General features: G+C 72.2%; 14 protein-coding genes. 13 read left to right on the top strand and 1 reads right to left on the bottom strand.

From position 1 onward, the window contains the following. Positions 1 to 39 precede the first annotated feature (39 nt). Together AB0I88_RS06510 and nuoH are read left to right on the top strand one after the other, a co-directional pair. Complete coding sequence (locus AB0I88_RS06510) at positions 40 to 816, top strand: NADH-quinone oxidoreductase subunit C (protein WP_361019190.1); 777 nt, start codon at positions 40 to 42, stop codon at positions 814 to 816. Beyond that, positions 816 to 1,772 carry an NADH-quinone oxidoreductase subunit NuoH gene (gene nuoH / locus AB0I88_RS06505; protein WP_361019187.1) on the top strand — a complete coding sequence of 319 codons (957 nt, stop codon included), beginning with the start codon at positions 816 to 818 and terminating at the stop codon, positions 1,770 to 1,772. Before AB0I88_RS06510 ends, nuoH begins: the two co-directional genes overlap by 1 nt. Here the strand turns inward: nuoH and AB0I88_RS06500 are convergent. Then, entirely contained in the window at positions 1,769 to 2,341 is a 573-nt protein-coding gene (locus AB0I88_RS06500; protein WP_361019184.1) for a Uma2 family endonuclease, read from the bottom strand. The genes nuoH and AB0I88_RS06500 overlap by 4 nt on opposite strands. Positions 2,342 to 2,447: 106 nt before the next feature. Between AB0I88_RS06500 and AB0I88_RS06495 the strand changes: the two genes are divergently transcribed. From AB0I88_RS06495 to AB0I88_RS06445, 11 genes are all read left to right on the top strand, one after another. Then, positions 2,448 to 3,053: an NADH-quinone oxidoreductase subunit I gene (locus AB0I88_RS06495; protein ID WP_361019181.1), complete on the top strand. Its 606-nt coding sequence runs from the start codon at positions 2,448 to 2,450 to the stop codon at positions 3,051 to 3,053. After that, positions 3,050 to 3,565: an NADH-quinone oxidoreductase subunit J gene (locus tag AB0I88_RS06490; RefSeq protein ID WP_361019178.1), complete on the top strand. Its 516-nt coding sequence runs from the start codon at positions 3,050 to 3,052 to the stop codon at positions 3,563 to 3,565. Before AB0I88_RS06495 ends, AB0I88_RS06490 begins: the two co-directional genes overlap by 4 nt. After that, positions 3,565 to 3,936, top strand: a complete 372-nt coding sequence (gene nuoK, locus AB0I88_RS06485; protein ID WP_361019175.1) for an NADH-quinone oxidoreductase subunit NuoK — start codon at positions 3,565 to 3,567, stop codon at positions 3,934 to 3,936. The genes AB0I88_RS06490 and nuoK overlap by 1 nt, the downstream gene beginning before the upstream one ends. Beyond that, on the top strand, positions 3,933 to 5,861 hold the full coding sequence (locus AB0I88_RS06480; protein WP_361019171.1) for an NADH-quinone oxidoreductase subunit L: 1,929 nt from the start codon (positions 3,933 to 3,935) through the stop codon (positions 5,859 to 5,861). The genes nuoK and AB0I88_RS06480 overlap by 4 nt, the downstream gene beginning before the upstream one ends. Next, the gene (locus AB0I88_RS06475) at positions 5,861 to 7,390 is read left to right on the top strand and encodes an NADH-quinone oxidoreductase subunit M (protein WP_361019450.1); all 1,530 of its coding nucleotides are present in this window, start codon (positions 5,861 to 5,863) and stop codon (positions 7,388 to 7,390) included. Before AB0I88_RS06480 ends, AB0I88_RS06475 begins: the two co-directional genes overlap by 1 nt. After that, on the top strand, positions 7,387 to 8,811 hold the full coding sequence (locus AB0I88_RS06470) for a proton-conducting transporter membrane subunit (protein WP_361019168.1): 1,425 nt from the start codon (positions 7,387 to 7,389) through the stop codon (positions 8,809 to 8,811). The genes AB0I88_RS06475 and AB0I88_RS06470 overlap by 4 nt, the downstream gene beginning before the upstream one ends. 132 nt (positions 8,812 to 8,943) lie before the next feature. After that, positions 8,944 to 10,200, top strand: coding sequence for an MFS transporter (locus AB0I88_RS06465; RefSeq protein WP_361019165.1), 1,257 nt, complete (start codon positions 8,944 to 8,946; stop codon positions 10,198 to 10,200). Between the two features lie 47 nt (positions 10,201 to 10,247). Further along, positions 10,248 to 10,682: a DUF1707 domain-containing protein gene (locus AB0I88_RS06460; RefSeq protein ID WP_361019162.1), complete on the top strand. Its 435-nt coding sequence runs from the start codon at positions 10,248 to 10,250 to the stop codon at positions 10,680 to 10,682. A 7-nt stretch (positions 10,683 to 10,689) separates the two neighbouring features. Continuing rightward, positions 10,690 to 11,709 (top strand): LLM class flavin-dependent oxidoreductase, encoded by a 1,020-nt coding sequence (locus AB0I88_RS06455; RefSeq protein ID WP_361019159.1) that lies wholly within the window; start codon positions 10,690 to 10,692, stop codon positions 11,707 to 11,709. Further along, entirely contained in the window at positions 11,706 to 12,329 is a 624-nt protein-coding gene (locus AB0I88_RS06450) for a GNAT family N-acetyltransferase (RefSeq protein ID WP_361019156.1), read from the top strand. Before AB0I88_RS06455 ends, AB0I88_RS06450 begins: the two co-directional genes overlap by 4 nt. Continuing rightward, positions 12,326 to 13,009 carry an MOSC domain-containing protein gene (locus AB0I88_RS06445; RefSeq protein ID WP_361019153.1) on the top strand — a complete coding sequence of 228 codons (684 nt, stop codon included), beginning with the start codon at positions 12,326 to 12,328 and terminating at the stop codon, positions 13,007 to 13,009. The genes AB0I88_RS06450 and AB0I88_RS06445 overlap by 4 nt, the downstream gene beginning before the upstream one ends. Positions 13,010 to 13,165: the final 156 nt, after the last annotated feature.

The following is a 13,165-nucleotide window of genomic DNA, read 5'->3' as shown; positions in this document are numbered from 1 at the left end:
GAAGGTTGCGGAAGCCGCCCGGATCATAGGATGAGCGGCATGACGCCCGAAGAGGTCGGTGAGCGCCTGGTCGCCCTGCTGGCGACAGACGATCCGGAGCAGGGCCCGGTGACGGCCGAGGTCTCCGGCGGCGGCCCCGGCCACGCCCGCGCGGTGGTCGACGTGCCGCCCGCCCGCTGGTGGTTCGCGGCCGAGGTGGCGCGCGACGCCGCCGCGCTGGGTTGTGACTTCTTCGACTGGCTCTCCGCCGTGGACGAGCTGGACGGCGGTTTCTCGGTGCTGGCCCACCTGTGGTCGACCGGCCGCCGGCACGGGGTGCTGCTGCGGACCCGGGTGTCCCGGGAGCATCCGGAGGTGGAATCCCTGGTGGAGCTCTATCCGGGAGCCGCGTGGCACGAGCGGGAGACGTTCGAGATGTTCGGCATCACGTTCGCCCGGCACCCCGATCTGCGCCCGCTGCTGCTGCCGCCGGAGTTCGAGGGGCATCCACTGCGTAAGGAGTTCGTGCTGGCCGCCCGGGTGGCGAAACCGTGGCCGGGCGCCAAGGAGCCGGGCGAGTCGGAGGGCGGCGCCGCCAAACGCGCCCCGATGCGCCCACCGGGCGTCCCGGATCCGAACGAGTGGGGCCCACTCAAAGGCAAGGTGCCGCCCCCGGAGACCCCGGCCCGCCCGGCCCGCGGCGAACGCCCTGTCCGTCCGGCCGGCGAACGCCCTGTCCGTCCGGCCGGCGAACGCCCTGTCCGTCCGGCCGGCGAACGCCCGGCCCGCCCCGCGCGCCCGGTCCGGGACACACCGCCGACCGAGGAGACCGACTGATGCCGCTCTGGCTCGACCTTCTCATCCGGGTCGCCGCCGTGATGGCCGGCTTCCTGGTGCTGCCGCTGGTCATCGGCCAGGCCGAGCACAAGGTGATGGCGCACATGCAGGGACGGGTCGGCCCGATGTACGCGGGCGCCTTCCACGGTTGGGCCCAACTGGTCGCCGACGGGGTGAAATTCGTCCAGAAAGAGGACATCGCCCCCCGTGAAGCGGACCGCACCGTCTTCCGGTTGGCCCCGATCGTCGCGCTTTTCCCGTACCTCATCGTGATTTTGACCCTGCCGCTCGGCCCGGGCCTGGTCGCGCAGAGCTTGGACATCGGGTTGTTCCTGGTCCTGGCCGTGCTCGGCATCGGTGTGGTGGCGGTGCTGATGTCGGCGTGGGCGTCGGCGAACAAGTACAGCCTGCTCGGCGGCGTCCGCGGCGCCGCCCAACTGCTCGGCTACGAGCTGCCGCTGGTGCTGGCGGCGGCGAGCGTCGCGATGGCGGCCGGCACGCTGAGCCTGCCCGGCATCGTGGAGGCGTGGCGGCCGTGGTGGCTGATCTGGCAGGCGCCGGCCGCGCTGGTGTTCTTCATCGCCGGCCTGGCCGAGATCCGGCGACCGCCGTTCGACATGCCGATCGCCGACTCGGAGCTGGTCTTCGGCTACCTGACCGAGTACACGGGTCTGCGTTTCGCGTTCTTCCTGCTCGCCGAGTACGTGGGCATCGTGGTGATCGCCGGCCTGACCACGGTCCTGTTCCTGGGCGGCTGGCACGGCCCGTTCGAGGACCAACTGGGCTGGCTGTGGACGCTGCTGAAGGTCGCCGCCCTGTCCTTCGTGATCATCTGGCTGCGGGTCACCTACCCGCGCCTGCGCGAGGATCAGCTCCAGCGCCTCTGCTGGCTGATCCTGGTCCCGGTCTCCCTGGCCCAGCTGGTCCTGACTGTAGCCGTGAAGTCCCTGCTCTAGGACATGTGCCGCGGCGTCAGTCGCTGGATCAGGATGTCGATCTCCCACGGCTGAGCGACCTGGATCCGCGTGTCGGAGACACCGGTCGCCCGGTACACCCCGGCGCTCGGGTCGAGTTCGCCCAGGTGCACTTCGATCCCGTTCTTGATCTCGATGCGCCAGTAGAACGGGATGCCGGCCTGCGCGTAGAGCGCGGGCTTGGTGATCCGGTCCATGCTCACCGACGACGGGGAGACGATCTCCACGGCGAGCACGACCTCGTGTGGCGTGTAGAACCGCCCCCGTCGCCGAGCCGCCTCGTCGGTCGCCACCAGCACGTCCGGGATGAACGCCCGGGTGGAGCTCATCCGGATCTCCACGCCCTGCGTCACCTGCAGGTCGTCGGGACAGCTCTCCTCCAGCGCGACCATCAGGCGGCCGACGATGATCTGGTGGATGTCCGTGAGGGAAGGGGACACGAGCAGCACTCCATCGAGCAACTCGCGGCGAATGCCGTCCTCGGGAAGGAGGTCAAGATCATCAGTGGTCCAGCCGGACGTGCGAGAAAGGTCGCTGATCGCCATGATCATCCGGGCCTCCGCGTGAGGGGGCATGTCACCCGACTAGCCACTCTACCGGAAGATCCCTTGCACCCGAGGTCGCGCGGGATCAGCGCACGGGGCAGGATGTTCCCTTGTGAGTGAGAACGGCGACCGCATCGTGCCCGGCAAGGGTCTGCTCGACGGGCTCGCCGTGACCTTGAAGACCCTGACGCGGCGATCCAGCACGCAGCAGTACCCGGACGTCGAACCCGATCTGCCCCCGCGTTCGCGCGGCGTGATCGCGCTGTCCGAGGAGAACTGCACGGTCTGCATGCTGTGCGCCCGCGAGTGCCCCGACTGGTGCATCTACATCGACTCGCACAAGGAGGAGGTCGTCGTCCCGGGCGCCGCGCGCGCCCGCCAGCGCAACGTGCTTGACCGGTTCGACATCGACTTCTCCCTCTGCATGTACTGCGGGATCTGCATCGAGGTGTGCCCGTTCGACGCGCTGCACTGGACGCCCGAGTTCGAGTACGCGGAGACCGACGTCCTCTCCCTGCTGCACGACAAGACCCGGCTGGGTGAGTGGATGCGCACGGTGCCTCCGCCGCCGGCTCACGACGTGCTCGGCGAGCCTTCCAAGGAGGAGGCCACGGCGGCACGCAAGGCCGCGGGCCCGGGCGCGGCGACCGCCGCCAAGACCGCAAGACCAGCCGCGGTACGCCCTCCGCGCGCCGAAACCCCGGAGAGTGAGAAGTGACCGTCGCCGACGTGCTGCTGCTGGCCCTCGGCACGGTCGCCGTCGGTTCGGGCGCGCTCGTCGTCACCAGCGACCACCTGGTCCGCTCCGGCCTCTACCTGGTCGTCAGCCTGGGCGCGATCGCCGGCCTCTACCTCGTCCTCGGCGCCGAACTGGTGGCCTGGGTGCAGATCCTGGTCTACGTCGGCGCGGTCGTCGTGCTGCTGCTGTTCGCGGTGATGCTGACCCGCGCCCCGATCGGCCCGTCCCCCGACCTGGACCGCCCGGCCCTGCCGGCCGTCCTGATCGGTGGCGGGCTCGGCGCCGGCCTGGCCGTGCTGTTCGCCGACGCGTTCCGCTGGGCCGAGTACCCGCAGCCGCAACCGGGGACCGCCGAGCGGGTCGGCGAACAGATCTTCGGCGCCTGGGTGCTGCCCTTCGAGGTGATCTCGATCCTGCTGCTGTCCGCCCTGGTCGGGGCGATCATCCTGTCCCGCCCGGACGTCGGCGCCCGCTCCACCCCGGAGGCCTGATGCACGTCGTCATCCCGTACGTGGTGGCCGCCCTGCTCTTCGGGCTGGGCGTCTACGGCGTGCTCCGCAGGCGCAACGCGATCCTGGTGCTGATGGCCGTCGAGCTGATGCTCAACGCGGTCAACCTGATCCTGGTCGCCGCCGACGTCTCGCTGCGCTCGGCGCTCACCGGAGTGGCCGTCGAGTCGTGGGCCCGCCCGGGCGCGGCCATGCCCGGCACCGGCGGCGTCCTGGCCCTGTTCGTGATCGTGCTGGCCGCCGCCGAAGTGGGCGTCGGCCTGGCGATCGTCCTGCAGTACTACCGGATGCGAAAGGCGGTCGTGGTCGACGACGTGCGGCTGGACGGCGACGAGGAGCGGGTGGCCCGGTGAGCATCGACGTTGCCGGGCCGCTGCTTCCGGTCGTACCCCTGCTGGTGGGTTTGATCGGTCTTCTCCTGGCACCGGGCGACGGCGGCCCGGCCCGCCGGCGTCTCGCCGCCGGACTCGGAGTGGCGGGCGCCGCGGTGGCCGGTCTGCTCGCGGTCCGGCTGGCGCTCGACCCGGCGCAGCCGTCGACCGACCCGTCGAGCGACCCCTGGGACACCGGCCTCACCCTGGCCGTCTTCGGTGATCTGGAGGTGCGCTTCAGCACCCTGGTCGACGCCGCGGCCGCCTACGTGGCGGTGGCCGTCACCGTCGTCGCCCTGTTCGTGCAGATCTACTCGATCACCTACCTGCACGACGACCGCCGGTACGCGCCCTACGCCGCGCAGGTCAGCCTCTTCACCGGGGCGATGCTCCTGGTCGTCACCAGCAGTGACCTGATCCTCATGCTGCTCGGCTGGGAGGTGATGGGCGCCTGCTCCTATCTGCTGATCGGCCACGACCGGCGGTTGCCGGAGGCGCCCGCCGCCGCGGTGAAGGCGTTCCTGGTCACCCGGGTGGGCGACGTCGGCTTCCTGCTCGGCATCGCCGTCCTGATCACCGAGGCGGGCAGCACCTATCTCGGCGACGTGCTCGCCCACGACCACCCGCCCGGCACGCTGACCGCCGCCCTGCTGCTGATCCTGGCCGGGGTGGCCGGCAAGAGCGCCCAGTTCCCGCTGCACACCTGGCTGCCCGACGCGATGGCCGGCCCCACCCCGATCTCCGCCCTGATCCACGCCGCCACCATGGTCGCGGCCGGCGTCTACGTGGTGTTCCGGCTCTACCCGCTCTACCGGCAGTCCCCGGCCGCCCTGGCCACCCTCGCCGTGATGGCCGCGATCACCATCCTGATCGGCGCGCTGTCGGCGATGGCCCAGGACGACCTGAAACGTGTCCTGGCCTGGTCGACCGTGTCGCAGATCGGGTACATGACCGGCGCCCTGGCCGTCGGCTCTCCCTCCGCTGCCCTGTTCCACCTGCTCACCCACGCCGCGTTCAAGGCGCTGCTGTTCCTCGCGGCGGGCGCGGTGATCCACGCGGTCGGCACCAACCTGATGTCCCGGATGGGCGGCCTGCGCACCCACATGCCGGTCACGTTCTGGTCGTTCGTCATCGGCCTGGGCGCGCTCGCCGGCCTGCCGCCGCTGTCCGGCTTCTGGTCGAAGGAGAACGTGCTGACCGCCGCCGCCCACGCCACCGAGGGCGGCGAGACGGCGCCCGCCTGGGCCGCGTGGGCGGTCTGGTCGGCCGCGCTGCTCTCGGTCGGCCTCACCGCGTGGTACGCGACACGTCTGCTCCTGCGCACCTTCTTCGGCGTCTCCCGGGCTCACGGCCCGGACGGCCCGGACTGGGAGATCGGCTTCGACGACGCCCGCTACCGGTCCCCGGCCGCCCCGCACGATCCGCCCGCGCTGATGCGCTGGCCGCTGATCCTGCTCGCGATCCCGGCGGCCCTGCTCGGGCTGGCCGCCTTCGCGCCCGGCTTCCGGACCGCCCTGGACCTGGCGGAGCCGCACTTCGGTGTCGCCGTCGCCCTGCCGATGCTGCTGCTCCTGACCGGCGCCGGAACCGCGTGGTGGATCTGGCGAGCGGCGCCCGGAGCCGACCCGGCTCTCGCCCTCGGCCGCGCCGCGCCGCTGCTGGCCGCCGGATTCCGCCTCGACGACGTCCAGAACCGTCTCGTGGTCCGCCCGGTCAAGGCGCTCGCCGGCCTGGTCACCGCGACCGACACGCACGTCGTGGACGCCGCCGTGATGGGCGCCGGAACCGGCACGTCACGCGCCGGTGACGCCCTCAAGGCGGCGCACCGGCTGCCACTGCCCGCCGCCGCGGTCGCCGTCTGCGCGGCCGCCCTGCTGCTCGGTGCCGTCGCCTGGTGGGGAGCCTGATGTACCGCTACGACGTGGAATCGGCCTGGTCGGCCCCGCAGTTCCTGCTCCTCGCCCTGCTTCTCGTCCCGGCGGTGGGGGCCGCCGTCGTCGCGCTGCTCCCGTCGGCTCGCGAGCGGCAGGCCCGGCTCGTCTCCACCGCCTTCGCCGCCGTCACCTTCGTGCTCTCGGTGCTGCTCATCGTCGTCCCACCGGACGACTTCGGCTGGTTCGCCTACACGACGGTCGACGGTGTGCCGGTGGTCCCGTGGATCGAGCTGGACCTGCCGTGGGTGCCCGCGCTCGGACTGGAGTTCCACCTCGGCGTGGACGGGATCTCGTACCCGCTGATCGTCCTGACCGGGCTGCTCACCCTGCTCTGCTGCGCGTACAACCGCAAAGGCCGCGCCCTGGCCGCGCTCCTGCTGGTTCTGGAGGTCGGTGTCCTCGGCACCTTCCTGTCGCTGGACCTGATCCTGTTCTTCCTGTTCTTCGAGGTCGTCCTCCTGCCGATGTACGCGGTGATCGCCGGCTGGGGCGGCCCGAACCGCCGGGCCGCGGCCCGCAAGTTCGTCCTCTACACGCTGGCCGGCTCGGTCCTGCTGCTGCTCGGCGTCCTGCTCGTGGTGACGTCGGCCGGCACCGGCGACCTGGTCACCCTGACCGGCGCCACCGAACTCAGCCGGAACACCCAGTACGCCGCCTTCGCCCTGCTGGCCGTCGCGTTCGCGGTGAAGGCCCCGCTCTGGCCGCTGCACACCTGGCTGCCCGACGCGCACACCGAGGCCCCCACGGTCGGCTCGGTGATCCTGGCCGGGGTGCTGCTCAAGATGGGCACGTACGGCCTGATCCGCGTCGGCGTCGGCGTGGCCCCGGACGGCGCCGCCTGGGCCGCCCCCGTCCTCGGCGTCCTCGCCGTGGTCGCGATCGTCGCCGGCGCGCTGATCTGCCTGCGCCAGACCGAACTGAAACGCCTGATCGCCTACTCCAGCGTCGGCCACATGGGTTTCGTGCTGCTCGGCATCGCCACCTGCACGGTCACCGGCATCCAGGCCGCCCTGGTCGGCAACATCGCCCACGGCCTGATCACCGGCCTGCTGTTCTTCCTGGCCGGGACGATCAAGGACCGTACCGGGACGGGCTCGCTGGACCTGCTCGGCGGGCTGCGGGAGACCGCGCCACGCCTGGCCGGGCTGCTCGGCTTCGCCGCCATCGCCTCCCTCGGACTGCCCGGCCTGGCCGGGTTCTGGGGCGAGGCGTTCGCGGTGGTCGCCGCCGTCCAGCGCGGCGGCCCGCTCTGGCTCACCCTGGCCGCGGTCGCCGCGGTCGGCGGGGCCCTGACCGCCGCCTACTTCCTGCGCCTGCTGCGCCGGGTGACGCACGGCCCGGCCACCTCCGCGGTGAGCACGGCGAACCTGGCCGTCACCCGGATCGAATGGCTGGCCTGGACCCCGCTGATCCTGCTGACCCTGGCCGTCGGCGTGGTCCCGGCCCTGGTCCTCAGCGACACCGCCCTGCCGCTCGCCAACCTGCTGGGAGTGAAGCCGTGACCAGCCAGGCCGTCGACCACATCGCCCTGCTGCCGCTGTACGCGGCGGCCGGGACCGCGATCCTGGCCCTGCTCGCCGACCTGTTCGCGGGCAAGCGCGCGGTGACGATCGCGGCCACCCTGCTGGGCACACTCGCCACCGCGGTGACCGCCCTCGCCGCCGGCGCCTGGGATCCCACGTTCTGCGGCCCGGGCGGCTGCTCCTGGGTGCCGACCTGGCCGGCCGCGGTGACCGCCGCACTGTTCGCCGGGGTGACCGCCGCCGTCCTGGCCCTGTCGGCGCCCGCACTGCGTCTCGGCACGGCGCCGGCCGGCGAGTTCTGCTTCCTGCTGGCCTGCTCGATGACCGGCGGGGTGACCGTCGCCTACGCGGGTGACCTGCTCACCCTGATCGTCGGCCTGGAGACCCTCACGCTGCCGCTGTACATCCTGGTCGGTCTGCGCCGGTTCGCTCCCGGCGAGCGGGCCACCACCACCGCGGCGTCCGCCTCCGTCACGTTCTTCCTGATCAGCGTCATCTCGACGGCGATCGCGCTGCTCGGGGTGGCGCTCAACTACGCCGCCACCGGCGCCGTCCACCTGGGCATGCTCGGTCCCGCCCCGGCACCGTTCGCCGCTCTCGCCGGGGTCGGCGCCGCGCTGCTGGTGATCGGCCTGGCGTTCAAGGTGGCCGCCGTCCCGCTGCACGCCTGGGCACCGGCCACCTACGACGGCGCCCCGGTGCCGATCGCCGCCTACCTGTCGACCGCCTCGAAGCTGGGCGGCGTGCTGGCCCTGGCCGCGGTCGTCGCCCGGCTGGACACGTCCGTGATCGTGGCCGTCCTGGCCGTGCTGACGATGACCGTCGGCAACCTGGTGGCGCTCCGCCAGACCCGGATGGTCCGGCTGCTCGCCTGGTCCTCGGTGGCGCAGGCCGGTTACATCCTGGCCGCGCTGGCGCTGGGCGGTTCCGGCGTGCCGGCGGCTCTCGCGTACGCGGTGTTCTTCGTCGTCCTGGAGCTGATCGCCTTCGGCGTGGTGGTGGCACTGCGCCCGGCCGGCGCGGACGGCGGCGCGATCGACGACTACCGTGGCGCGGCCCGCCGGCACCCCTGGCTCGGGGCCGCCTTCGTGCTGGCCCTGGCCGGTCTGGCCGGTCTCCCACCGGGGCTGGCCGGGCTGTTCGCCAAGGTGTCCGTGGTCGAGGCGCTGGTGGCCGAGAGCTGGACCTGGCTGGCCGTCGTCGTGGTCGTCAACGCGGTGATCGCCCTCGCCTACTACGTACGCGTGGGCGCCCTCGTCTACACCGATCCCGCCGTGGACGACGAACGCCGTCCGGTGAGCCGCCCGGTGAGCCGCCCGGTGACCGCCGCGCTGTTGGCCACCACGATCGTGGCCGTCGTCCTCGGATTCGCCCCGCAGGTGCTTCTCGACGCCCTCTGAAGGCGTTGACAACCGACCGCCCAGCTGGTGACGCTCGCGACACCGGCCGATGTTTCAGATGTGTGAACGGCTTTCCGGCGTTAGCCTCGAAAATCGTTTCGCTCGTTACCGTCGGCATCCGGAGGCCAGCTCGTGACCGCATTGCGTCAGTACCTTGGCGTGTGGCATCTACCGGGCGCGAAGGTCCTGTTGATCGTCGGCATCCTGGCCCGGCTCGGCATCGGCATGACCCCGCTGGCGCTGCTCCTGCTGGTCGAGCAGGCCACCGGGCGGTATGCGGCGGCCGGTCTGGCCGGCGGTGTCTACGCCCTGGCCGGCGCCGCGGTCAGCCCGATCGCCGGCCGGCTCGCCGACCGCATCGGCCCGGCCCCGATCCTGCTGGTCACCGCCGTCCTGCACCCGCTCGCCCTGGCGGGCCTGCTGCTGGCCGGCCGAGGCGGCGCGGCCGCCCTCGAGTGGATCTTCGTGGCGTCGGCCGCGGCGGGCGCCACCTACCCGCCGCTGACCGCGGCGATCCGCCGCGCGTGGACCGACATGACGTCCCCAGGCACCGGCCGGCACCAGCTGCGGTCGGCCGCGATCGCCGCCGAGACCTCACTGTTCGAATTGGTCTTCGTGCTCGGCCCGATGCTGGTGGCGGCCCTCATGGTGTTCTCCGGCCGACCGGAGACGGCGCTGATCAGCGCGGCCGTCGCCACCCTCGCCGGGACGGCGTGGATCGCCCGCCTCCCGGTGATGCGGCACCGCGGCGGCCACGACCCGGCGGCCGCCGCCAAAGGACTGGGCCCGCTACGTTCCGGCGGCTTCCCGGCGCTGCTGCTGTGCGTCGGCGCGCTCGGCATCGCGTTCGGCGCGGCCGGCGTGATCGTTCCGGCGTACGCCGCACAGCACGGCGGCGGCGAGTCCCTCGGTGGGGTGCTTCTCGGCGTCTGGGGCGTCGGCAGCGCGATCGGCGGCATCTGGTTCGGCACCCGCCGCCCGGCGATGGCCCTGTCCCGCCAGTTCGCCTGGCTGCTGACCGCCGTCTCGATGAGCTTCCTGCTGCTGGTGTTCATGCCGAGCCCACTCTGGCTGGGCGCGGCCCTGGTGTTCGGCGGCGCCACCATCGCGCCCGCCCTGACCGTGGAGAACAGCCTGGTCGGCCGGATCGCGCCGGCCGGGATGATGAACGAGGCGTACACCTGGATGGTGACCGTCTCGGTGAGCGGCAGCGCGGCCGGTGGCGCGCTGGCCGGCGTGATCGTCGACCAGCCCGGCGGCCTGCCCTGGTCGTTCGCGTTCGCGGCCGCCGTCCTGTTGGTCGCCGCCGCGGTCGCCGCGATCCCGGAGGGCTCGATGGCCCGCGCCGACCGGCACGCCGCCGAGCGGCTCGCCACCGAGTTGGTGTGAGCGCCGCGCGATAGCCTGGCGGCAGGCTTGTAGCGAGGGGGGCTGCTGTGTCCAAAGAGGTCGAGAGCATGCGCGCGGCGGATTCCGACCGTCAGCGGATCGCCGATCAGCTGAAGGCCGCGCTCGACGAGGGCCGCCTCTCCCTGCACGAGTACGACGACCGCATCGGCGCCGCCTACGCCGCCCGCACCTACGCGGAGCTGCTCGTACTGGTGCGCGACCTGCCCCGCCCCGGGCTCAGCACCGCCGAGGTGACCGCCCAGGCCCGAAAGGCGGCCCGTCGCCTCCCGACCGCCCTGCTCGTTCTCTGGACCATCTGGGGCGCGCTCGCCGCGGTCAACGTGGTGATCTACGCCCTGGTCGCGGTCACCGTCACCGACTTCGTCCATCCGTGGCCGATCTGGCTGCTGGTGCCCGGCGCGGCGCTCGGGGCGGTGACCGTCGGAGTGCAAGTGATCCGCAATCAGAAACGGGGAGATTGAGTCCCGCATGACCACACCCACCCGCGTCCCGCTCTCCGTGCTCGACCTGGCCACGGTCCGCGAGGGGTTCGGCAGCGCCGACGCGCTGCGCGGCACCATCGAGATCGCGAAGGCCGCCGACGAACTCGGCTACGCCCGGTTCTGGGTCGCCGAGCACCACAACATGCCGGCCGTCGCCTCCACCTCGCCGCCGGTGCTGATCGGCGCGGTGGCCGCGCACACCCGGCGGATCCGGGTGGGCTCCGGCGGCGTGATGCTGCCGAACCACATGCCGTTCGTGGTGGCCGAGCAGTTCGCCCTCCTGGAGGCGCTCTACCCGGACCGGATCGACCTGGGCATCGGCCGTGCGCCGGGCACCGACCAGGCGACCGCCGCGGCGCTGCGCGGCGTCTCGCCCTACCTGACCGTGGAACAGTTCCCGGAACATCTGCGGACCCTGCTGGGCCTGCTCGGCGACGAACGCGCGCCCGCTGAACGCCTCACCGCCACACCGGCGGCGGAAAGCTTCCCCGAGGTGTGGATGCTCGGCTCGTCCACCTACGGCGCGCAGGTGGCGGCCGCGCTCGGACTCCCGTTCTGTTACGCATATCACTTCGCCATGAGCTCCGACGTGGACGGCGCCCTCCGCCTGTACCGCAACGGGTTCCAGCCGTCACCGCGCCACCCCCGCCCGTGGGTGATGGTCAGCGCCTCCGTCCTGGCCGCCGACACCACCGAGGAAGCGAGATACCTGGCCGGACCGAGCCGGGTGATGGCGCTCAGCCTGCGTACCGGCCGCCTCGGCCCGATGATCTCCCCGGAGGCGGCGGCCCGGCGTGAGCTGTCCGACCTGGATCGTGCCGTGCTAGAGTCGCTGCCCGGCACCCAGTTCGCCGGCACCGTCGACGAGGTCGTCGCCGGCCTGGACACCCTGATCGCGCGGACCGGCGCCGACGAGCTCATCCTGGCCGGCGCCGTCCACGACCCGGCCACCCGCATCGACAGCCTCGCCCGGATCGCCAAAGCCTGGGGCCCGACGGCCCGATGACCTGGCATCTGACCCCCGACGTCGAGGCCTTCACCGCGGCGGCAGGCCGATTCCTTCTCACGGTGGTCGCCGAGTTGCGCTCCCGAGGCCCCCATGTGTACGGGGAAAGCGATCCGATCCTGGGCTGGTGGACCACACCGTCCGGCGAGGTGTCGGGCGCCCTGCTGCGGACCCCGCCCTACCCCCTCACCCTGACCGAGTTCCCACCCGGATCCGCCCGCCTGGCGACCACGGCCGACCGTCCCCTGCTGCTGAACTGGCTCCAGGACTTCCACGACTGCATCGGCGTACCACCGCCCGACCTGGCGGCGCTGGCCGACGACCGCCTCGCCTCCCGCGGTGTCACTCTCTGGGAATGCGACGGTGTCCCGGTGTCGACGGCCACCCGGTCCCGCCCCGAGGCCGGCATGATCCGCATCCAGTTCGTCTACACGCCTCCCGCGTGCCGAGGCCGTGGCTACGGTGGCGCCGCGACCGCCGAAGCCACCCGATATGCGCTGGACACCGGTGCTGCCGAGGTGGTCCTCTTCACCGACCTCGCGAACCCGACCAGTAACGCCCTCTACCCGAGGCTGGGTTACCAGCCGATCGAAGACCGAGCGGTGGTGGAATTCTCTTGACCAACGGCATCGTCCTCTCCCTGAACGTCGGCGGCTCCGAACCCAACCCGGCGAAGCGGGACGCCGGCGTGACCGGCATCGGCAAGCGCCCGGTGGACCACGCGGTGACGGTCCGCCGCCCCGGCCCGAAGACGACCGGACTGCACAGCGGCGTGGTCGGCGACTTCATCGGCGACACCAAACACCACGGCGGCGACGACCAGGCGATCTATGCGTACGCCGTCGAGGACTACGCCTGGTGGGCCGCCGAGCTGGGCCGTGAACTCGCCCCCGGCCTGTTCGGGGAAAACCTGACGACCGAGGGCGTCGACGTCTACAACGCGGTGATCGGCGAGCGGTGGCATGTCGGCGACACGGTGGTCCTCGAGACCACGTTCGGCCGGATCCCATGCTCGACCTTCCAGCACCGGATGGGCGAGCCCCGCTGGATCAAGCGGTTCGCCGCGTCCAACCGCACCGGCGCCTACCTGCGGATCCTCCAGGAGGGCGAGATCCGTCCCGGTGATCGGATCCGGGTCGCCGACCGTCCCGCCCACGGCCTGACGGTCTCCGAAGCGTTCGCCGTCTACATGCACGCCCCGGAGACCCTGTCCCGTCTACTGGTGGCCGACGCACTCCCGTCGTCGCTGCGCGACGAGGTGATCCGGCGTCAGGCAACCTCAGCACCCAGCGAAGCCTGATCCCGTCCACCGCACCGGCCCGCCGGGCGTCCGTCAGGACTCCCGGCGCGGACCCATCAACCAGAATCCAAAGCCCGCAGTGTCTTCGGCGACGCATTCCACGTCGCCGAGCTTTCGCGCGTACTCCCGCACTTGGAAGGCATCCACTCGGAAGAT

It is taken from the genome of Actinoplanes sp. NPDC049802, from assembly GCF_040656595.1.
Classification (GTDB): domain Bacteria; phylum Actinomycetota; class Actinomycetes; order Mycobacteriales; family Micromonosporaceae; genus Actinoplanes.
This window is presented reverse-complemented; position numbering and strand designations above follow the sequence as displayed.

Coding starts and splice junctions, on each gene's coding strand:
- nuoH (WP_361019187.1), top strand. CDS start 816: ATGCCGCTCTGGCTCGACCTTCTCATCCGGGTCGCCGCCGTGATGGCC.
- nuoK (WP_361019175.1), top strand. CDS start 3,565: ATGCACGTCGTCATCCCGTACGTGGTGGCCGCCCTGCTCTTCGGGCTG.
- AB0I88_RS06500 (WP_361019184.1), bottom strand. CDS start 2,341: ATGATCATGGCGATCAGCGACCTTTCTCGCACGTCCGGCTGGACCACT.
- AB0I88_RS06455 (WP_361019159.1), top strand. CDS start 10,690: ATGACCACACCCACCCGCGTCCCGCTCTCCGTGCTCGACCTGGCCACG.
- AB0I88_RS06450 (WP_361019156.1), top strand. CDS start 11,706: ATGACCTGGCATCTGACCCCCGACGTCGAGGCCTTCACCGCGGCGGCA.
- AB0I88_RS06475 (WP_361019450.1), top strand. CDS start 5,861: ATGTACCGCTACGACGTGGAATCGGCCTGGTCGGCCCCGCAGTTCCTG.
- AB0I88_RS06510 (WP_361019190.1), top strand. CDS start 40: ATGACGCCCGAAGAGGTCGGTGAGCGCCTGGTCGCCCTGCTGGCGACA.